This is a genomic window from Mediterraneibacter sp. NSJ-151 (assembly GCF_022487435.1).
GTDB lineage: Bacteria > Bacillota > Clostridia > Lachnospirales > Lachnospiraceae > Schaedlerella > Schaedlerella hominis.
In genome coordinates, this window is the sequence record NZ_JAKVPP010000002.1 from 231,502 (window position 1) to 254,283 (window position 22,782).

The following is a 22,782-nucleotide window of genomic DNA, read 5'->3' on the forward strand; positions in this document are numbered from 1 at the left end:
CACAGAAAGGTGGTTATATTATGGCAAATAAAAAATCTAAACTTGGTATGATCTCAGCAGTTGCAGCAGGAACAGGTACTGCAATTTACCTCGCACAGAAAGCAAAAAATAAATTTGAAAATGGTGATGCATCTCAATCTATTTCACCTTTGTTTAGTAAAAAGAAAACTGATGACATTTCCATTAAGAACAATTATCGCAATACGGAGCGTGGAAAATATGAGCGAAACAGCAAGGGAATCTACTATTCTAATGGAAACTATGAAGCATTTGCTCATCCTGAAAAACCGGAAGGTGTAGATGACAAACATGCTTATATTGTAGGAAGCGGACTTGCCTCTCTTGCTGCCGCATGCTTCCTTGTACGTGATGCACAAATGCCTGGTTCTCACATCCATATTCTGGAAGCGATGGATATTGCCGGCGGTGCATGTGATGGAATCTACGATTCTTCCCGCGGTTATGTAATGCGTGGAGGACGCGAGATGGAAAATCATTTTGAATGTCTGTGGGATTTGTTCCGCAGTATTCCTTCTATTGAAACACCTGGTGTTTCTGTACTGGATGAATATTACTGGCTCAACAAACATGATCCAAACTACTCACTTTGTCGTGCTACCATCAATCGTGGTAAAGATGCACATACAGATGGTAAATTTAATTTGAGTCAAAAGGGCTGCATGGAGATCATGAAACTCTTTATGACAAAAGATGAGGATTTGTACGATAAGACTATTGAAGATGTATTCGATGATGAAGTATTCGATTCTACATTCTGGTTATACTGGAGAACAATGTTTGCATTTGAAAACTGGCACAGTGCTCTTGAAATGAAACTCTACTTCCAGAGATTTATCCATCACATTGCCGGACTGCCTGATTTCAGTGCATTGAAATTCACAAAATATAATCAATATGAATCTCTGATCCTTCCTATGCAAAAGTATTTGGAGGCTGCTGGTGTTGACTTCCAGTTCAATACAGAGGTTACAAACGTTGTATTTAAATTTGAAGGAGATAAGAAGATTGCTTCTGCTATAGAATGTAAGGTGAATGGAAAAGAAAGCGGCATCGTTCTAACGGAAAATGATCTCGTATTTGTTACGAACGGAAGTTGTACAGAGGGAACCATTTATGGAGATCAGAATCATGCCCCGAACGGAGATGCTGAAGTCCGTACAAGCGGTGTATGGAATCTTTGGAAGAATATTGCCAGACAGGATCCATCCTTTGGACATCCGGAAAAATTCTGTTCTGACATTTCAAAAACGAACTGGGAATCTGCAACTGTTACAACTCTCGATGATAAGATCATCCCATATATCACTGATATTTGCAAACGTGACCCTCGCACAGGAAATGTTGTAACAGGAGGTATCGTAAGTTGTCAGGATTCAAGCTGGCTGCTTAGCTGGACAATTAATCGACAGGGACAGTTTAAAGATCAGGATAAAAACCAGGTATGTGTATGGGTATATGGCTTATTTACAGATGTGCCTGGAGACTATATTAAGAAACCTATGAAAGATTGTACAGGTAAAGAAATCACTGCTGAATGGCTGTATCATCTCGGAGTACCTGAAGACCAGATTATGGATTTTGCAGAAAATAGTGCGATCTGTGTACCGACAATGATGCCTTACATTACTGCTTTCTTTATGCCTCGTACAAAAGGTGACCGCCCGGATGTCATTCCTGACGGATGTGTCAACTTCGCATTCCTCGGACAGTTTGCTGATACTCCTCGCGACACCGTTTTCACAACAGAGTATTCTGTACGTACTGCTATGGAAGCTGTTTATGGACTTCTCAAAGTCGACAGAGGTGTTCCTGAAGTATGGGGAAGTGTTTATGATATCCGTGAGCTTCTCGACAGCAGCGTAAAGCTTATGGATGGAAAATCTCCACTGGAAATTCCGCTTCCTGGTCCGCTAAATGCACTCAAAAAACCGCTTCTGAAGCTTGTAAAAGGAAATGTTATTGAAAAGGTACTCAGAGACCATGATATCCTCAAAGACGGAATGTAAAATCATCTGAAACTTTTTCTGATTCAGCTCCCCGGCACAAACACCGGGAAGCTGTTTTTCTTTTTATATTAAATAACCTTATACTCCAGCCATTTCCTGCTATGAAATCTCCATGTAAATATAATTCCACGAACAGTCCAGTCCGCAAACATACCAATCCAGACTCCCATTGGTCCAAATCCCATGACACGAATTAAAAATACACAAAGACAAAAACGACATGCCCACATCGTAATGCAGGATGTGATCATTGAAAACTTCACATCTCCTGCTGCGCGCAAACCATATGCCGGAATAAATGACAGAACCCAGACAAATGGTTTTACAATTGTGATCCACATCACCATATGGAAGCACATATCTGCACTTACTCTTTCCATTCCACCTAACATTGTAACCGGTTTCGTCAACGCAAATACTGTCAGACAACTTACAATAATAATAACTTCCGCGATCACACACAATTTCTTTATATAATAAACCGCTTCGTCTTTTCTTCCGGCTCCCATACATTGACCTACGATTGTCATAAGTCCAATGCCAACTCCGATTGCTGCAATACCATTGAGATTTTCCAAAATATTAGTCATAGCCTGTGCTGCTATTGCCGCTGTACCAAGAGTTGATACCGTTGACTGGATCGCCAGTTTTCCTAATTGGAACATACTGTTTTCCACACCGGATGGAATTCCTATTCCAAGAATCTTTCGTATCATACTCCAGTTTGGACGTATTTTCATATAATCTCTCACTACGATTGGCTGTCTGTCTTTTCTTAACTGAATCAGTACTACAACTGCACAAAAGATACGTGAAACTAACGTAGCAATTGCTGCACCTGCAACACCCATATGAAAGCCCCATATCATAATTGCATTTCCCACAATATTCATTACATTGGAAATCATCGAAATGATCATCGGTCCTTTGGTATTATCCTGTGCACGGAAGATGGATGCTGCTGCATCATACGCCGCAATAAATGGAAATGATAATGCTGTGTAGAAGAAATATATTTCCGAAGCTCTCATAACCTCTGCTTCAACTGAACCAAAGATTACTCTTAATAACGGCTTCTGGAAAATAAGACAGATTAAACTGACTACAATTGAAATTGCTGTGATGATAAACAAAACCTGGCGTGCTGACTCATTTGCCCGCTCTTTATTCTTCTGTCCAATATACTGTGCACATATAATTGCTCCACCTGCTGCCAGAGCAGAAAATGCCTGTATTACCAGAACATTAATTGAATCAACTAACGACACCGCCGATATTGCTGCCGAACCGACATTACTTACCATCATTGTATCTGCAGTTCCCATAACCGAATTCAACAGCTGCTCTAATATTACCGGAACAAGAATCGCTGCAATCATCTGATTTGAAAACATGTGTTGTTGTTTCATTTGATATCTATCCCTTTCACTTTTTCTCTATTCTTACAATGTCACCTTTGATATTATCTTCCTTTCATATAAATATTGCAAGTTTTTATACAAGAACATGAATGGACTCTCCGATGGACGAAATCATGTCGGACTGAAAAATGTATAATCCCGTCTGAGTTCTATGTGCCATGGCACACTTTCCATTCGAAGTAAAGTTGGAAAGGGAACTACTGTTGTTATTATGATCCCACGCTAATTAAATTTCATATTTTTTTCACTTTACTTCATTAAAATAATGCGTATAATTGTAACTGCAAACATAATACAAATGAGGTTTTCTACTTATGAAAGATAACGTAAATAAAAGAAATTTAGAAATAAAGACAGCGCTTGTTTTTCTCATTACATTTGTTCTTGCTGCCGGTTTGACAGATTATCAAAACCAGACACAGGAAAAAGGAAGAAAAATCAAAAGCTGCTTACACCGCAGAATCAACGATCACCCATATAGAAGCTCAATTGAATAAATATCTGGCCGAATCCAATCTGATCAAGCAGATTGTAGAATCCGGGCGAGACATTGATACGCAACAATTTGCTACTATTTCTGAACTCATGCAGGACAAACAGCATGTGATCAAGGCCCACGAACTTGCTCCGGATGGTGTCATTTCCTATGTCTATCCATTAGAAAGCAATGAAGCTGCTATTGGTTTGGATATGCTTGAAAACAAAGAACGAAAAAAAGAAGCTAACCTTGCTAAAGAAACCGGAGAATATACCATTGCAGGACCTTATGAACTTGTACAAGGTGGCACCGGTTCACTGCTTTTTGATCCAATCTACACAAATGATACAAACGGAGAAAAAATTGTAATCGCACAAAGCTAAAGCTATTTTCCTACGGATACCCTTGAAGTAGCATGTGCTGTTCCAAATGATACCTGGTATTTTGAAATTGTTCCGAAAGAAGGGTGGACAACCGTTCATCAGGTAGTACTCGGTCTTTTCTTTGCCCTGATCATTGCAAGTCTTCTGGCAATTGGTTATTGGCAGGCCAGCATGCGTCGGCTGAAGGATATTCTCCATGCAGAAGAAATGAAAAAAACAGTTTAGAAGGCTGAAGCTGCTAATGAAGCAAAGACACGTTTTTTATTCAATATGAGTCATGATATCCGCACTCCAATGAATGCGATTATTGGATTTTCCGAATTGCTTGAAAAGCACATTGATGAAAAAGACAAAGTAACCTATTATATCGGTAAGATTAAATCTTCCAGTTCTTTACTGCTTTCTTTAATCAATTATGTGCTTGAAATGGCACGAATTGAAAGTGGAAAAGCTGACTTAAGATTAGATACCGGACACTTTCAGGAATTACGTGATTCTCTCCAAACCGTTTTTGAACCGGCTTTAAAAGAAAAAGGACTTACGTATTCTACGCACCTGGATATTCAACACCCATACATTGTATATGATAAAACAAAAACAAGTGAGATTCTGTTAAATATCGTAGGTAATTCAATCAAATATACACCTCGCGGTGGACATATAAGACTGGATATTTCTGAAATTCCATCCGAGCGAAGTGATGTTGCAACGTATCGAATGATTATTGAAGATACCGGTATCGGTATGAGTGAAGAATATCTGCCACATATTTTTGAAGAGTTTACCCGCGAACATACCAGTACAGAAAATAAAATTGCCGGAACCGGACTTGGACTCCCGATTGTAAAATCTCTGGTAGACTTGATGGGTGGAACCATTCAGATTGAAAGTAAAGTAAATGAAGGAACTAAAACAACGATTCAAATTCCATTTTTGATTGCCACCCAGGAACAGATTGAAGAGAGTCAAACATATTCACCGAATCTTGTTACTAACCACGCTCTTGGAAAACGGATTTTAATGGCTGAAGATAACAAATTAAATGCTGAGATTGCTGAGACAATTCTTCAGGAAAACGGATTTGAAGTAGATTGTGTAGAAGATGGATGCCAATGTTTAGCACTCCTCCAGAAAAAACCAGAAGATTATTATGGCTTAATCTTAATGGATATCCAAATGCCTAATTTAAATGGTTATGAAACCACACGCTTAATCCGAAACCTGAAAAATCAACGTGCTACAATTCCTATCATCGCAATGACTGCCAATGCATTTGATGAAGATAAGAAAAAAGCTTTCGCTGCAGGAATGAACGCACATATTGCCAAACCAATCGATGTTGAAGTTTTGCTCCATACACTGGAAAAATTTGTTCAATAACTTTTTCACAAAACCAAATTTCATAGTCTTATTAATCTATAATAGCCGAATCACTTCTGTATTCCAGATTTATTTCGGCTATTGTAATTTTACTTTTTAACTCTGATTCTTTTTCTTATTCTTCACACAATATTTAGAAAGTGCTTTCAGCACCGCCTCTGTTTCAAGCGGTTTTGTCAGATGTTCATTCATTCCAGCATCATACGCCTTTTGACGATCATCAGCAAATGCATTTGCAGTCATAGCAAATATCGGAATCGTAATATAATAAGTCGTCCAAAGATTACAACGCTGTTTTTTTGCTCCTCTCACTTTATACTTATCCAATTTTTATAAGATTTTATATATAAGACAGCAAGAAAACTACTATATATTTTTTTCATTGACTTGTATAATTCTATTAATAGATATTTCATATTATTTTTAATCAGACTTATAAAGGAGCGTTTATTATGAGAGAAGAAGAAAAAATCAATGCAGGCATTTTATTCTGCCCTGGCGATCCAGAATTAGTAGCTATAAAAAGAAAAACTCACAATCTCAATGTAGATTACAATAATACATATGAAGATGAAATAGAAAAAAGAGCTTCTATTCTTTCCGAGATTATCGGCGAATTTGGTGAAGGAAGCCGAATCCAGGGACCAATTTTCTTTCACTATGGAACACACACGAAAATCGGAAAACATTTTTTTGGAAACTTCAACCTGACAATTCAGGATGATGCAGAAGTGACCATCGGAGATAACTGTAACTTTGGACCGAATGTAACGATCGTCACTCCGATTCATCCGATGCTCGCCAACGAACGAAGAGAATTGTTAACCGCTGCTGGCGAAAAGAAGCTTTTATGTTATGCCAAACCGGTTCATATCGGAAACGATTGTTGGTTCGGTGCCTCCGTCACAGTATGCCCAGGCGTTACGATCGGAGATAATTGCGTCATCGGCGCCGGAAGCGTTGTAACCCATGACATTCCTGCAAATAGCTTTGCCGCCGGAGTTCCATGCAAAGTAATCCGTAAGCTTACCGAAGCCGACAGCATGAAAAATAAGCCGGAGATACTTGCGGATAATGTAGTAATTGAGCCGTAGATATGGTACTCTACTCTTAACACTTATATCATTTTCTTTCAAAAGGAGGGATTTCTCATGTTCACATTTTTTAATTCAGACACTTTATGGATTGGAACAAACATGCGAATATTTAATCAGATTCGTGATGAATTGGATACCCGGCATATTCCTTATCGTTACAAAGTCAAAAATGAACTCGGACAATGGGCAATACATGGCTCACTTCGAGGTCGTACCGGAAGCATCGGAAATCCTTCTGAACAAATGTATCAATATAAGATATTAGTACTAAAGAAAGATTTGGAGCAAGCAAACTTCATCTTATCCAATATTCAACAACTCGATAACTGAAAATTTTTCCTTCCACTTCCAATACACGGTTCTTGCAAAAAAAGATAGTTGAACTAGAAGTTCAACTATCTTTTTTTCGCAAGGACCGTGTATAGCCACCTTACTTAGCTGCCGCCTCTGTAGCCTCTTTCTTAGCTGCATCACGTTTTGCAAGTCTTTCTCTTACAGCTTCCATATGTCCCGGTTTATCCAGGTCATAGATCAGAAGTGGAATTATTCCTACGAAGAATACAATTCCAGGAAGAAGGTTTGCTGCAATATTGATACCTGTCTGGATATGTGGTGTCATATCAACTCCACCGGCATATCCGAATGCTCCCATAACAACCAGGAACAATGAGTTTGCAATAGCTGTTGCGATTTTAATAGCACATCCCTGGAATGAGAATGCCATACCATCGTTACGTGCTCCATATTTATCATCAAAATCGTCGATTGCATCAACCATCATACCAGATCCAGATGGACCTGCAACATATCCAAGACCATATACAATCAATACAATAAAGTCAAATACGATATTTTCATAAGGACCTACAAACAGTACAATCAATGAAGCGCCCTGAATAACCATTGAAAGGATTGCTGTATTACGTTTTCCAAGTTTGTCAATTACCTTTGGTGTAAATGGCATAATGATTGTTCCGACGATCATCTGCATCATCATGAAAATTGTGATGAATGCGAAGTTCTGTACACAATACAAATAGAAGTAAACTGCTACTGAAATACGTCCTAACATACCAAACATGTTAAAGAAACTGTATAACATTGCACACATAAGGTTTTTGTTTTTGAATACCATTTTCAGACCATCACTTACTTTACCCTGGTCTTCTTTCTTAACAGTGATTCTTTCTTTTGAAAGGATTGCTACTGCCCAGAACATAGGAAGTGCAATAACTGCAAGTAAAATAGCTGTTGAGTGATATCCTGCAGCCTGATTTCCTTTACCAAACCAGAGAACAAGTTTTAATACAAACAGGTTCAAAACAATCTGTCCGATTGTCATACCCATCATCTGAGCTGCATTTAATTTATTGATTTCTTTAGGGTCACGTGTCATAACTACAGGCAATGCAAGGTATGGTACATTTGTCATTGTGTAAGACATACCTAAGCCAATGTATGTAATGTAAGCATAAACCAATTTACCTGTGCTTCCAAATCCTGGTACTGTAAATGTCAGAATTGTAAAAATTACAAGGAAAATGGCTCCCACAAAAATGTAAGGTCTGAATCTTCCGTGTTTTGTATGAGTACGCTCCATAAGAGTTCCCATCATTGGATCATTAATTCCATCCCATACTTTTGCAATTAACATCAAAAGTGCTACTGCACCAGTTCCAAGTCCAAATACATCTGTATAGAAAATAGAAAGATATGTACTTACCATTGTCCATGAAAGCTGTGATGCAAAGTTACCAAGTCCGTATACAAAATAATGTTTTCCTGTTAACGGTGTCATACCGTATTCATTTAATTTTTTCTCACCCATTTTAATCTCCTACCCTCTGCCGGTTTTATGGCAGCAATCTATGTAGCTTTTTATTACATAGATTCGATTTCTTTATCAAAGTTTTTGTATTTTTCCATCATTTTTGGAAGTGTATCTTTATTGGCAACCAATTTTGGAACACATACCTTGATCATGTTCTGAATTTCATTGTAATGCTCGTAAATACCAATTGTTGTGTTTCTTGCTCTGTTCTTTTCTTCTTCTGAGAACTCTACATTTACCTTGTCCCCATCTACGGACAATGTTCCCCAAATACCACAGATTGGACATTCTACGTGAGTTGTTCCATTCATGCTAAGCAATGGATTGTGACATACAGGACATACGCCTTCTTCTCCAACCCATGTATCGACTTCATCATATGGTTTTCCAAGAGATTCTGCTACTGCTTTACCAAGGTCTGCACATTTCTGCATCAGTGCCGGATCAAACAAAGGATGTCCTGTTCTTCCCTGATCATAAGCATCTACATGTCCTACACATTTCATGCAGCATGAGAAGCTAAATAAATCTAACATTGGAAGTCCCAATGATACCCAGTTGTGAGTCTGCGCTCCGCCGACTGAAATATATCCAACATATCTGTCTTTAAAATATCTTGGGTCAAGTAATTCATCTTCTGATTTACCTTCTGCAATACGTTTTTTGTTTTCTTCGATCAACGCTGCTCTGTCATGGGATGGTCCAAAACGATCTACAAAGTTTTTGAACTGTCCTACAATACCTACTGCATATACAGGAGCTGCGATAATGATTCCGTCTGCTTCCAGACAAGCTTCTTCCAGAATGTGGTAATCATCTTTCATACAGCAGTGAATTTCTGTAGCACCTTTGTCTCTGTTTCTACTACAGAAATCACATGCACGGCAATGTCCGATATCTAATGTTATAGTATTGATAAACTGAACATCTGCACCTGCTGCTTTTGCTGCAAACAATGCTTCTTTAAGCATGACATCACTTCTCTGGTTCTTTCTTCCAAAAGAAATTCCTAATACTTTCATATTGTTCCTCCATCTCTTAATCTTAATTATTGATGATTTTATTTTAACTTTTTTTAATGTTCCCGACTTTCCCAGAACCACCCTATCCTCGTTCAATATTTTGTCATAATTTTTTCTTCAAGAAGTCAAAAAGCAAAAATCATCCTATCTTTTTTGCTCTTTTTGCTTTACACATTATATTGATACTGAATATCAATCAAACGGATTTCCTGCATTTCAAGATTGTTTGTAAGACACAACTCTCCATTCTCTACTTCTATTGTTTTCATCTCGATACTTGGAATTGCACTACTCTTTAAATACTCTACTTCATCTCGCATAAGCCCCTTTGAATAATCCAGATTTTTCCAAAGGTCCTGCACACTTCCGCTTGCTCTGTTTACCCGATATGTTTTAACAAGATATTTTCCATTTTGTACATTTTGAATTGTAAAATTCAATTTAATCGGTTCAATATCTTCAACATACTGCTCAATATCTTCCAGTTGTATCTCATCTTCATCTGTAAAGACATATCTGGACGACAGACTTTTGTAGTTATGACATGCGATTACAAAATGATTACGTCCATTTGTCGTCACGATTGCATTTTCATATTTTCCCAACACTTTAGAGCACAGTCGGTTAATAAACTGAAATGCATAAAATGACGGCTTACAGATACCATCTCTCGATATCAGCCCTGAATCTCCATTCAAAACAGTATCTGTGTCATAATAATCTGAATAAAGATCCAATGCATGCCAATACGCCATAATATCGACCTGACCATTCATATCAATACAATTTTTTAAAATGTATGCACCCTGTTCACAACTGTCATTCAATATATTTCGGTTTGAAATTGTAAAATTCCACTCATCTATGTGAAGTTCTGGAATTTCAAATTTTGCTTCTTGCATAATTAATTTCATAATCTGCATCTGGTTAGAAATGTACTCGGAATCAATGGACTTCTTTCCAATTCTTTCTCCTTCTTCTATCAACGCAATATATTGGAATGAACAGAAAGACAAAAAATCCGGATGAATCTCTCGCTCTCTCCATATTTCGAAAATATTTTTGCAAGCCATGCTTTCATATCCCAATATAAATCCGGCCCCTCCCACAGAAATTTCTTCCGAATATCTTTTCATTGTCTGATATAAAAGATCAAACCGCTGATAATACTCTCCATCTGGCTCAAAGCTATGTAATGACGGGTCGTTCCAATATTCAAAATACCAGGTCTCCAGCTCATCCACGCCATATCGATTGACCAGATGCACACACACTTCCTGGATAATTTCAGAAAATGTAGCAAAATCAAAAACACTTGTTTTTGTTTCTTCTATGTTAATACTTCTTTCCGGAGTATACATAAACAGACTTGGCTTACTCCCCAACTCCAAGTATGGTTTCAAATGATGATCCAGAAGGAAATCTAACACCTGATCCAGCTTTCGAAAATTATATCCGTCTTTCTCACTGAAACAATGCTCCTTCGATAAAATATTCCAGATTCTTGCATATTTTATTCCTGTCTGTTTTTGCAACTTTTCCACCTGATTCTGTGCCTCTGACTGCAATAATATATATCCGTCTCCGATGCTGATCGCCTTGCTAAAATCAGTATATGTTCCTTTAATTTTTTTTGCGTCTGTTACATATTCCTTTTCCTTTGTCGATTGTGGACTTTCCTTTTTCTCACGAAATTTCAAGTATTCTAAAATCCGGTTTTCTTCTTCCTCCTGCAATTTGATTTCCTTTTGCTGCATCACATTTTCTTCCTGCATCTTTTTTCGATATTCACTTGGCGAATCTTTATAGACCTCACGAAATGTCTTTGTAAAAGATGCTGATGTCGGAAATCCATTATCGTAAGCGATATGTGTTAAGTTTTTATCTGAATACATCAGTTCATCTACTGCGTGAAATAAACGGACATTATTCAGATATTCCATAAATGTCATTCCTAAATTCTTTTTTATATATTTAGATAAATATGCATTTGACAAATACAATTTATCTGCTAAGTCATTTAAACTAATCTGGCTTTGATAATTTGCCTGCACATAATTTTGAATCTGTCGTATTCTCAGTCGATCCTGTGAATCCTCCAGATTTAATCGGATATCGTCTGCTTTCACAAGAAAATTGCTTGTCAACACATACAACGTTTCAAAATACAATGCATTTAAATACAGTGCACTCTTATCGTCCTTTTCAAAATATCTTGTCAAAATACGGTCCAGCAATCTGCGAAGATTACTATATGCATGATTACAGTCTGCAACTGTATTACACCAAAACAATAGTTGCATCGAACCCATATATTCAGCCAGTAAATGAAAATCTATCTCAAACCTTGCCCCCAGAAGTTCTTCGTTTCCAATTACTGTATGTCGTTTATTTGCATTTATAAGAACAATGTCTCCGCTTTGCATTTTATATGTTTTGTCATCAATCTTGATATCCAGATTTCCACGAAGTACATAGAACATTTCCGGATTCTGATGATAATGTGTTGCTGTTTCTGCATTTGCAATAAAATAAAACTGCATTAATTTTCTTGTCGTATCCATCTTTCATCCCTCCTAGTGATTCTATGTATCATTATATTATTTTAGTTGTTTACACTCTATGTGAGATTTTGTTCAATCTATCCTTATAAATATCCTTTTTTAATTTTTCTTTGTAGCATTAGAACAATTTTTATATGTTCTTTTTTGTCCACTTGTATTGTGTACAACAAAAGTTATCCAATGATATTTGAAAGCAGGAATGACACTTCACCCCTGCTTTTACTAATACAATATTTATTCTTTTTTTCAATTTTCTTTGTTTTTTTTGAAACAGCTCATCTTTCTATTTTCTCTAGTTTGCTTTTTCTTAATTATTTAGTTTGATAATTAATTTTTATATTCAATTTCACATGTTTCTTTTCTTTTTTTCATCAATTTTTCTTTTTTTTCTTCAAAAATATATTTTTTTATATAGGTTTTTTTCTTTTTCTTTTATTAAAATATACCTAACAAAAAAGCACAGGAGGTTTTTAATATGTTTGATTCTTATTTAATTCGAGAAGACAGTCTTGAAAATACTGTCGAAGACGGAAAAATAACCGGTTTTAAATTTGCAGTACGTATTGCTGATTATCGTGGCTGTTTTCTCTCACTTCACAATGGATACTATATCGAATGCGATGATGTAGTTTATCCGAGAGAATTACAAAAATTTGAAATTAACGGCAAGGCTCCACGAGATTTTAATGAAATAAAAACTTGTGTCTGGGAGCACTGGAACTATGATGATGAAGCTTATGTTTATGTTACAAAAGAGGGTGGCCTTACTCCCGGCAAACATATCATTAAATTGCAACAGTCAATCCTTTCTCAATATGGCTACATGCCATGGGATGAAGAGTGGCTTAAAAACCCGCCCGTACCGGGAAACGGTGCCGGTTCTGGAAAAACTGCATCTATCTGTTCTTTCACATTAGAATTACAGGAAGGAGACAACTAATATGAGTATTAAACGCGGTGTATCTTTATACAGCTATCAACAGACACAGTTTTTTAAACAAATGGATTGGAAAGATATGATTCGTGAAATCCGTGATAATTTACATACTGACGGTGTAGAAATTATTGATGAAGCTACTATTCGTGACTATCCATTTCCATCTGAACAATTTATTTTTGATTGGAATAATTATATTGCACGCTATGAAATGACCCCTGTCACTATGGATATTTATTTAGATGTACATCAATTCCGTGACCATATTATGAATCATCGTGAAGCTGCAGAACGTCTAAAAAATGATATTAAACTTGCTGCTCGACTTGGTTTTCAAAATGTACGTCCTCTTTGTCTTGTTCCAATTGATGTCATTGAAATGGCTCTGGATACTGCTGAAAAATATAACGTCCGGATTGGCAAAGAGATTCACGCTCCGCTTCCAATCCGTCCGGGTGCAAGAAAACAACCTACAAGCGGTATGGCTGCTGCACTTGACTTCCGTATGTCAGAACAGATCATTGATCTTGCACAACGTACCGGAAGTAAACACGTAGGACTTGTTCCTGATTTTGGAATCTTCCAGCATTCTCCTTCTCAGGTAGCAATTGATTATGTAAAACGTCATGCTACAATCCCTGAAGCTGTTGACTTTATTCTTGCAAACAGCAAAGACCATGATTTAGATGATATGATAGCTCTTGTAAATGAAAAATACCCTGGACATGGTATTGACGGTTCTAATCTTGAACGTATGGCACTTCATGAGGCTTCCGCAGATCCAAATGACCTCATAGAAATTCTTCCATACATCATGAGCATTCATGGAAAATTCTATAACATGACAGAAATACCAGGAAAACCGGGATGCTATGAAGATTTAGCTATTGATTATAAAACACCGATCCGTATTCTTAAAGAACATGGATTCGATGGTTATATTGATTCTGAATATGAAGGACAAAGAGATCAACAGGATCGTGGCCTGGAGTATCTGCCTAATGAAGTAGAGCAAGTGAGAAGACATCATGAAATGATGACCCGTTTGATTGGCGAATAAGTAAAAAGCTCCTGACAGTATGTACGTTTTTCATAACTGTCAGGAGTTTTTTTGTTGATTTTTTATTATTTTTTCTATACTCAAACAATTTATTTATCTTTGTAATTACTTTTTTCTTAATTTTTGCTTTATTTTATTCATATTTTCATATTTCATTTATTGACCTTTTCCTCTTTGTTTTTTATAATAAATTTAACCATAAAATACAAAAATATATTTTCATCATTTAATACATTATTCTTTTTAGGAGAAATTTATTATGTTATCCGCAAACCATCTGGATTATATGATTACTGATCTGGCTTTATATCGTTTCTATACATCCACAACTATCTGTCTCCCAGACTTTGGCATTATCTGTCCCTTGAAAAATAATCTTGAAGTTCAATACCACGATATCAACGATGCTAATACTTTACACAGCTTACAGCTTCATCCTCATGACTTTTTTGTTTTTCAAACTGGATTGCCCGTCACTTTGATTCCAGATGATATGTGCATATATCTAATGATACGACTTAACCCTGCTTTTTTATTGAATCTTTTTTCGGCCGACCGCTTTTCTTCTCTTCCGGTCTGTCACCTTGCTTCACAATTTTGGGCTGAAACTCTTTACGCTATTTTAAATATGTCGCATTTATATGTCACAAATAAAGAAAAAAATGAATTTCAGATCATCAGCAATTTATACAATACATTGGATTCATTTTTTCCTCCTGTTGTTCCTTTGAAAAAAAGCTCTCAACTTCGGCATTCTGAAAAACGAAAAGAATTGATTCTTTCTTATATAGAAAATCATATACAGGATACCTTTAGACAAAATAAAACAGCCCGGGTGCTTGGACTTACTCCGCAATATCTTTCTGCCTGGTTTCAAAAAAATTTTAACTGCACTTTTTCAGATTATATCCTTAATAAAAAAATAGAAGCAATCAAGCTTTGGTTGCGTTATACTTCAATATCTGAAATAGAAATAGCCGAGCAATTTCATTTTAAAAGTGTAGATATCTTACAAAATGCAATGTTTCAGCAATGTGGATTGTCTCTTTTCCAATATCGGGAAACCTTTCAAAAGAAGGAGACTCTATCCCTGCCAGATTCTGGAAATAAGCTTCCTCTGTCTCCCTACTATGATGAACTCCTTTCCACCAATCTGACACATACACCTTCTTCTACTGACATTTTTCCTGTAGAAGAAGATATTCACAAGATTTCTCATAAATCTGTAAGATATTGTCCTAATTCTTGGAAATATCTTTTAAATATGGGATATGCTTACCAATTTAATGATAATCGAATGCAGATACAATTAAGAAAATTTCAAAAAGAGGTACATTTTAAATATGGTCGGATTTGTAGATTATTGGACCTGACAACTCTTCATAGTATCAACCATACTACCCGTTATGGTTTTGAAAATATTTTTCTATTACTTGATGATATGCTTCAGCTTGATTTAATACCTTTTATTGAACTTGGATATAAACATGCAAAAATTCATTTTCAATTTCATGAAACACAAATTTTAACTATGGACGAAGAAGTTTGTTCCTATTATGATAAACTAATTCAGATTTTACCTGATTTTCTTCGTGCATGCTGTAATCGCTATGGAATTGAAACTGTAAAATTATGGGAATTTTCTGTATACTACGATTTCATCGAAGAATATGAACATTTGTCAACTATTACATTTCGACAGTATATGGACTATTATCAGACGATACGCTCTTTAATCAAAAGTCTTGTTCCTGAGGCCAAAATCGGAGGTGCTGATTTCAACATTTTTTTACCTTTTGAATTATGGGAAGATAAATTTCGCACTCTGCAAGATTCACAGATTACTATGGATTTTATCACAATCAATGCCTATGGAGGAGTTATGACAGATTCTGAGATACATCTATCTCTGGATTCTGATTATATGTCCAATAAAATAAAAGAAGCAACTAAATTAATCAACAGCTATTATCCTTCCATACCTGTGCTCATCACTGAATTTAGTTTTTGTTATACTTCAAGGAACTATTTAAATGATATGATATTTTCAAGTTGCTTTCTTGCCTCTTTTCTAATTGAAAATATGCATTTGGTAAAAGGAATGGGCTATTTTACAATGTCCGATTTAAGTGTTTCCTATTCTGATTCCTGGAATTTATTTTTTGGTGGAAATGGATTATTCAATTACATAGGGATTCCAAAACCTACTTACCATATTTATAAATTTTTCAGAGAACTCGGAACCCAAATTATCGGTCATAGCTCTGATTATTTGATTACTACTGATTCCAATTATCATTTTCAGGCACTTTTTATCAATTATGTTCACATTAACGAAGAAGCTGCTTATGATATACATAACAAAAAACTTTTGGATACTCCTGAGCAATTATTTGCACATACAACGCCACAAACTTTACATATTCAAATTGAACAGGCTGTTCCAGGCACTTATCTTTTTAAAACCTATACTGTAAATGCATTTAATGGAAACATTTTATCATACTGGGCTAAGTGCAGCTCTATTACGCACCTTTCAAAACAAGATTATGAAACCTTTGAGCAGTTAGCACAACCAGGCATAAATCTGTATACAAAAAATGTATCCTCTGATGAACTTCTTGATTTCACTGTTCATCTAGAACCATCAGAAGTAAAACTTATTTTAATCGACTATATTGAAAATTAATGAAAGGACTGTATTTATGAACGAAAAAGCTGAACTTCCTCTTACCAGTCTCATGCAATACAGTGTTGAGACTCCAATTAATTTTTGTCATACAACATATGACATTCTCTGTATTTTATCCGGAAGTGTAAAAATCTCTCTGGAACGCCACGAAGAACGCATTTATAATCATCACGATGTTTTAATCATTCATCCGAATCAATATGCAACATTTTCTTCAAATGAGAAAAATGAAATACTTCATATGCGTCTTCTGCCTTCCTTCATTGAAAAATACTTAGGTATGGATTCTATTCTTTTCTGTGATTCATCTTTAGAGCCAAACCGAAGTTATCTTGCTGTGCGCCGTCTGCTAAGCAATATTTCCTGGCGTTACAACACCGATGGACCCGTTTATAACCTTGCAATCTACAGTCTTTTATTTGAATTGCTGGATTTATTAAATCAAGAATATACATTAAAACTTCCGCTTTCTATTGAATATAAAAATGAAAGGCAAAAAGAGCGCTCTTTTGAAATTTTAGATTATATCAGACAAAATTATAATCAGCCGATTACACTGACCACGCTTGCCGAACATTTGCATTTATCGGTCCAGTATTTATCAAAAATATTCAAAGACTGCTTCAACATAAAATTTAATGAATATGTAAATCAGCTCCGTATTCAATATGCGGAACACGATCTTTGTTATTCTGATAAATCTGTAACAGAGATTGCATTAAATCATGGATTTACAAATGTTGCTACATTTAATAAATACTTCCGTACAATACATGGATGTACTCCAAAAGAATATCGTCAAAATTCCAAAACTACATTTTCCTCTGATCAGGAAACTCCGCAACTAAATGAGCGAAATGTATACTTAAGTACTGACGTGACTAAAGAAACACGGCACATTACTGTCGATTGTTCAGAAACAGCTGCTTTTTCGCAAAATCTATGTTCCATGATAAATCTTGGTTTTGCAAAAAATCTACTTTCCGTTTCTTTTCAAAAACAATTGACACAAACTGTCCATGAACTTCCTTTAAAGTATGTCCGAATAGAAGGACTTATTAGCAATGCGATGATTCCAAGACTTTCTGAACAGGACAGCTTTTATTTTGCTTCTATCGAAACAGTATTAAATTTATTGTATCAGCTACACTTAATTCCTTTTATTGAACTCGGGAAAAACTCATATAATTATTTACAGAATAATACTGATCAGTGGATTTTTCGTGGATATAGTACAAATTCCAAATTCCACTTACTTTTAGAAGCATTCTTAAAATATGTAACCAGCCACTATGATGCTTCCTGGTATAACCAATGGGTCTTTGAGCTTTGGAATCCGCCTGCTGAATCTCTTGACATTTATATGAAAGGATATCAAAGTATTCATAAATTAATACAGACTTATATCCCTTCCGCCAAATTTGGTGGCCCCGGACACAATACAGGTATGCCTTCCACTAATTTTCTCGATTACCTGGAACTATTTTCAAAAAATCAGATTATTCCGGATTTTATTTCTGTTCATATATTTACGGCACAATATTTATTACAAGATCAGAAGCAAAAATTAGTCCGCCTTTTAGACCCTAATATCTTTTCTATTCAAGTTTCTTGGATGAAACGAAAGATAACGCAATTTTTCGGACAGGATATTCCTTTATATATTACAGAATATAATTCTTCTTTAATTCCGGGAAGCTACATTAATAATTCATGTTATCAGGCTGCCTTTCTTTGCCATAATTTGCTTGCAATACATGAACAAATTCCTTTATCCGGTTACTGGATGCTGACAGATACACTTTCAAATATTGAAAGTCCTAAATCTTATCAGATAAATGGGATTGGATTGATTACGGCATCCAGAATTAGAACTCCTGGATATTTTGCGCTTCGTCTTCTCAGTAAATTGGGTGGGCGATTGATAGAGCAAGGCGATAATTACTGCATTACACAGACAAGTGAAAACTCTTACCAGGTTATTGCCTGGCATTGTGTTCCATTTTCCAGCTCTGCATTTTTAAGTAATGCTGAAGAGCACTCTCTACGCAAAATGTATAAGCACTATGAACATATGCCTCCGCTTCAGATGATATTTCATCTAAATAATATCTCATCCGGTACTTATCGAATCAAACGTTCTCTGCTTGATCGTTTTCATGGAAGTTATCTGGATATTCAACTTGGTGAACTGGTAAATGGAAATATCGATGAAGAAACTTTCTTATATGAAAAGCTCTCTCCTTTCCCAGAAGATATGAATTATCTGTCATCTGCCTGTATTCCTGAAGAACGTGTTCTTTATATGCAAGTGAAAGACAGACTGACTGTTACATCTCCCATCCATCCGCACAATGTATGTCTATGGGAAATTACCAATCAATACTGATAAGTGTCTTCAAAAAACAAGACCAGATACGCAAAAATTGTATCTGGTCTCATTTTTATTGTTGAATCAAGTAATTGAAGGTTGTCTTTATTATTTTATCTCTTTCTAAATTTACCAACTTTTGTTAATCTGTTTGGAAGTTTTGGTAACTTACCTGTTGTTTGTACAATTGCATCTTCTTCACAAACTTCCATACATTTACCACATTTTGTACAATCAAAATCATCGATCATATGGATATATTTTGCTTTTCCTTCGATGCAGTCTTTTGGACATACATCCATACATTCTCCACATCCATTACAAAGTGATGGATCAATATAAATATTAACGAAAGATGTACATGCCCCTGCCGGACAGTTTTTCTTCTTGATATGTTCTTCATATTCTTTTGCAAACAATTCAGTTGCACTTAAAGCAGCTTTCGCTGATACCTGTCCCATAGAACATGGTGTAGAATAGCACATTGCCTCACCGATTTCTTTTGTCAGATCGATAAATTCTGCTTTTCCTCTTCCTTCTGTGATTTCTTTTTGCATGTGATCTAACTGAATCAGACCTTCACGACAGAATACACATTTTCCACAACTTGTTTTTCTGGATGCGAAAAGTTCTTTCTGACATTCCTGTACAATACAATCTTTGCTTGTCAATACACGAATAACTCCGTTTGTGATTCCTGCCTCACCGACTGTCAACTCTGCTGCTTCCGGTGTATGATACTCATATCCAAAGTATAACGCCTTTACATCATCCTTATCAATCAGTTCTGCAATTTTTTTATCTACTGCAACTTTCTGAAGTTCAGCACCATTTACAGATACATATACACCATCTTCATAACATCCGTCAAATAAATCGGCAAGATTCTTCACTGTAACGATATGAAGGACTGCGCTTCCTTTTACTGCACGGACATTGACGATACCACTTACCAGTTCTACGCCATATTTCTCTGCTGTCTCTTTCAGACTTTCCAGAAGTTCTATTTCTGTTTCCGGAATCTGTAAGGATTTTTTCTCAGTTTCCAGCGCGTAAGCAGCAATGGAAATTCCTTCCATTACCTGCTCCGGCTGCTCTTTTAATACTGCCAGTAATGCATGGTCTGTATCAGCATTATTCAATGCTGCAACCACACCGAGTTCTTTCTGTTCTTCTGCACTTTCTTCTTTTGCTGCCATCAGGCGGTCGAACAGTGGCTGTGCACACAAACCATATTCAGAAAGATTTGCTTCCTGGACTTTATTCAGGACATCCTGACTGCTTCCGTTTTTTGCGTTTTCCAATGCACTCATCTTATTCAGCCTCCTTATTTTCTACAAAATCGCCCCAAAGACTTGGTCTTGAAATTTCCAGACGTAAATCACACTGGAGACATCTTCCTGCCTCTGCACAAATATCTGCATCACAGATACCATGGTCGAACAAATTGAAGTTGTCACTTCGGCTCTCTGCCGGGTCAACCTGTGTATGTTTTCTTTCTTCATAACCGAATCCAGGACACTGACCGATATATGCTTCTTTTTTCTGCTCAGGAGCAAGTACTTCGGAAATGTCTCCATCTCCTCCGAGATATTTATCAATCTGAGAAGCTGCTTCTCTTCCTGATTCGATTGCCATGATAACAGATTTTGTACCATAAATTACATCTCCTGCAGCGAAGATTCCTTCTACAGAAGTTGTCTTATCATTTTCAATATCTTTTACGGCAATGCTGTTTGCTCTTCCAAGCTCCAGACCAGCTTCTTCTGTGATGTCAGGTCTCTGACCAACTGCAAATATAACTGTATCTGCATCGATATGATGCTCTGAACCTTCTTCTTTTTCGATGATTGCACGGCGGTTTTCATCAAATGTAAATGATTTTACATTCATAAAATCAACGCCTGTCACATGATCTGTTCCTGTGATTCTCTCGAAAGTCTGTGCAGGATGTACAAAGATTCCTTCTTCTTTTGCCTGTTCGATTTCTTCATCATCGGCTGTCATGACTTCTCTTGCTTCCAGACATGCCAGATGAATCTCCTCTGCTCCGAGACGTTTTGCAGATCTTGCACAGTCAAATGCAACGTTTCCACCACCGAGAACGATGACACGTTTGCCCATGCCTGTTTCTTTTCCCATACTGCAGTTACGTAAGAAATCTGCATTTAAAATTACTCCGTCAAGATCGCTTCCTTCCATTGGAAGGCGCACACCTTTGTGTCCACCGATTGTCATAAGTACTGCATCATATTCTTTGAGTAAATCAACCGGTTTTTCAACTTTTGCATTTACTTCAATCTTAACACCCTGATCTTCGATTACTTTTGCCTCTTCCGCAATGATTTCTCTTGGAAGACGATATGCAGGAATTCCATAAGCCATCATACCACCAACTGTCGGAAGTGCTTCTTTCAATGTGACATCATGTCCCTGTTTTCTCAGGTAATATGCTGCTGTCAGACCTGCAGGACCTGCTCCTACAACGCATACTTTCTTTCCTGTATCTGCAAGCTGTTTTCCTTTTCCTTTCCAGTAAGCACCTGTATCATGCTCTGCTGCATAACGTTTGATATCACGGATTGCCATCGGATCGCTGACTTCTTTTCTCTTACACTGTAATTCACATACGTGACTACAGATATAACCTAATGCTTTCGGGAATGGAACTTTCTCACGAATAACTGCTGCAGCTTCATCATATTCTCCGTTTTTCACGTGTCTGATGTAACGAGGGATATCTGTATGTGCAGGACATGCATGACGACATGGCACGACTGCATCCTCTTTCTTCACCTCAGAATTCATCAGTTTGTCACGAATTGTACCTGTCGGACAGACTTCAACGCAAGCCTGGCAGAAACGACAGTCTGCATCTTTCAACAGCTTGTTATGTACAGTTCCTACATATGTTTCCATATCTTTTTTCTGATACTGAAGTACTTTTACTCCACGCAATTCGTTACATGCACGTACACAACGGCCGCAAAGTACACAACGATTCATATCATGAATGATCAATGGATTTTCTTCATTCTGTTTGAAACCTTTTGTACGTAATTTCAAACGACCTGTCTTTGGTCCGATATACTGAATTAACATCTGTAATTCACAGTTACCATATTTTGGACATGTTGTACAATCTTCCGGATGTCCTGCAAGGAGCAATTCCAAAGCCAGCATACGAAGCTGCTCCAGTTTATCACTCTTTGTTGTGATATTCATTCCGTCTTTTGCTTTCAATGTACAAGAAGTTGTTACTCCTTCCTGTCCTTCTACTTCTACTACGCACATACGACATGAACCAAGTGGGCTCAAATCTTTATGATGACACAGATGTGGGATATAAATGCCTGCATCCAGTGCACAATCCAACACATTTTTACCTTCTGGGACTTCAATCTTTTTCCCATCAATTGTAATAATTGCCATAACTTCCTCCTTTATTTTCTCTTATTCTTTCCTCTTTATTTCACGCTGCCGAATTCATCTGAATCCGGCAGAATCTTAGCTATTGCT

17 protein-coding genes are annotated in these 22,782 nt (G+C 36.6%); 10 read left to right on the forward strand and 7 right to left on the reverse strand.

Translation table 11 applies throughout. From position 1 onward, the window contains the following. Positions 1 to 20: 20 nt before the first annotated feature. Entirely contained in the window at positions 21 to 2,027 is a 2,007-nt protein-coding gene (locus tag LQE94_RS03040; RefSeq protein ID WP_240576958.1) for an oleate hydratase, read from the forward strand. A 68-nt stretch (positions 2,028 to 2,095) separates the two neighbouring features. Here the strand turns inward: LQE94_RS03040 and LQE94_RS03045 are convergent, their stop codons facing one another. Next, positions 2,096 to 3,436, reverse strand: a complete 1,341-nt coding sequence (locus LQE94_RS03045) for an MATE family efflux transporter (protein ID WP_240576959.1) — start codon at positions 3,434 to 3,436, stop codon at positions 2,096 to 2,098. A gap of 326 nt (positions 3,437 to 3,762) precedes the next feature. Between LQE94_RS03045 and LQE94_RS03050 the strand changes: the two genes are divergently transcribed. From LQE94_RS03050 to LQE94_RS16390, 3 genes are all read left to right on the forward strand, one after another. Then, the gene (locus LQE94_RS03050; RefSeq protein WP_240576960.1) at positions 3,763 to 3,945 is read left to right on the forward strand and encodes a hypothetical protein; all 183 of its coding nucleotides are present in this window, start codon (positions 3,763 to 3,765) and stop codon (positions 3,943 to 3,945) included. Next, positions 3,938 to 4,309, forward strand: a complete 372-nt coding sequence (locus tag LQE94_RS03055; RefSeq protein ID WP_240576961.1) for a CHASE domain-containing protein — start codon at positions 3,938 to 3,940, stop codon at positions 4,307 to 4,309. The genes LQE94_RS03050 and LQE94_RS03055 overlap by 8 nt, the downstream gene beginning before the upstream one ends. Before the next feature lie 294 nt (positions 4,310 to 4,603). Further along, positions 4,604 to 5,689 (forward strand): hybrid sensor histidine kinase/response regulator, encoded by a 1,086-nt coding sequence (locus tag LQE94_RS16390; protein WP_240576962.1) that lies wholly within the window; start codon positions 4,604 to 4,606, stop codon positions 5,687 to 5,689. A 96-nt stretch (positions 5,690 to 5,785) separates the two neighbouring features. Here the strand turns inward: LQE94_RS16390 and LQE94_RS03065 are convergent, their stop codons facing one another. Then, the gene (locus tag LQE94_RS03065) at positions 5,786 to 6,001 is read right to left on the reverse strand and encodes a hypothetical protein (protein WP_240576963.1); all 216 of its coding nucleotides are present in this window, start codon (positions 5,999 to 6,001) and stop codon (positions 5,786 to 5,788) included. A 140-nt stretch (positions 6,002 to 6,141) separates the two neighbouring features. Between LQE94_RS03065 and LQE94_RS03070 the strand changes: the two genes are divergently transcribed. Further along, positions 6,142 to 6,783 carry a sugar O-acetyltransferase gene (locus tag LQE94_RS03070; protein WP_118737894.1) on the forward strand — a complete coding sequence of 214 codons (642 nt, stop codon included), beginning with the start codon at positions 6,142 to 6,144 and terminating at the stop codon, positions 6,781 to 6,783. A gap of 57 nt (positions 6,784 to 6,840) precedes the next feature. Further along, a complete protein-coding gene (locus tag LQE94_RS03075; RefSeq protein WP_117989742.1) occupies positions 6,841 to 7,116 on the forward strand; it encodes a hypothetical protein in 276 nt (91 codons plus the stop codon). Between the two features lie 100 nt (positions 7,117 to 7,216). On the opposite strand, the gene LQE94_RS03080 is transcribed toward LQE94_RS03075, so the two are convergent. From LQE94_RS03080 to LQE94_RS03090, 3 genes are all read right to left on the reverse strand, one after another. Continuing rightward, on the reverse strand, positions 7,217 to 8,614 hold the full coding sequence (locus tag LQE94_RS03080; protein WP_240576964.1) for an MFS transporter: 1,398 nt from the start codon (positions 8,612 to 8,614) through the stop codon (positions 7,217 to 7,219). 53 nt (positions 8,615 to 8,667) lie between these two features. Continuing rightward, positions 8,668 to 9,639: a flavodoxin family protein gene (locus LQE94_RS03085; protein ID WP_240576965.1), complete on the reverse strand. Its 972-nt coding sequence runs from the start codon at positions 9,637 to 9,639 to the stop codon at positions 8,668 to 8,670. A 167-nt stretch (positions 9,640 to 9,806) separates the two neighbouring features. Then, a complete protein-coding gene (locus LQE94_RS03090; RefSeq protein ID WP_240576966.1) occupies positions 9,807 to 12,203 on the reverse strand; it encodes a GH39 family glycosyl hydrolase in 2,397 nt (798 codons plus the stop codon). 475 nt (positions 12,204 to 12,678) lie between these two features. Here LQE94_RS03090 and LQE94_RS03095 point away from each other — a divergent pair, with 475 nt between their 5' ends. The 4 genes from LQE94_RS03095 (at position 12,679) to LQE94_RS03110 (ending at position 19,281) form a co-directional block, all read left to right on the forward strand. Then, entirely contained in the window at positions 12,679 to 13,143 is a 465-nt protein-coding gene (locus LQE94_RS03095; protein ID WP_240576967.1) for a C-glycoside deglycosidase beta subunit domain-containing protein, read from the forward strand. Between the two features lies 1 nt (position 13,144). Further along, positions 13,145 to 14,200, forward strand: coding sequence for a TIM barrel protein (locus tag LQE94_RS03100; RefSeq protein ID WP_240576968.1), 1,056 nt, complete (start codon positions 13,145 to 13,147; stop codon positions 14,198 to 14,200). Between the two features lie 259 nt (positions 14,201 to 14,459). Further along, positions 14,460 to 16,889 (forward strand): GH39 family glycosyl hydrolase, encoded by a 2,430-nt coding sequence (locus LQE94_RS03105; RefSeq protein ID WP_240576969.1) that lies wholly within the window; start codon positions 14,460 to 14,462, stop codon positions 16,887 to 16,889. 16 nt (positions 16,890 to 16,905) lie between these two features. After that, positions 16,906 to 19,281 carry a GH39 family glycosyl hydrolase gene (locus tag LQE94_RS03110; RefSeq protein ID WP_240576970.1) on the forward strand — a complete coding sequence of 792 codons (2,376 nt, stop codon included), beginning with the start codon at positions 16,906 to 16,908 and terminating at the stop codon, positions 19,279 to 19,281. Between the two features lie 95 nt (positions 19,282 to 19,376). Here the strand turns inward: LQE94_RS03110 and LQE94_RS03115 are convergent, their stop codons facing one another. Beyond that, positions 19,377 to 20,576: an NADH-ubiquinone oxidoreductase-F iron-sulfur binding region domain-containing protein gene (locus LQE94_RS03115; RefSeq protein ID WP_240576971.1), complete on the reverse strand. Its 1,200-nt coding sequence runs from the start codon at positions 20,574 to 20,576 to the stop codon at positions 19,377 to 19,379. Position 20,577: 1 nt separating this feature from the next. After that, positions 20,578 to 22,695 (reverse strand): FAD-dependent oxidoreductase, encoded by a 2,118-nt coding sequence (locus LQE94_RS03120; RefSeq protein ID WP_240576972.1) that lies wholly within the window; start codon positions 22,693 to 22,695, stop codon positions 20,578 to 20,580. Positions 22,696 to 22,782 lie beyond the last annotated feature (87 nt).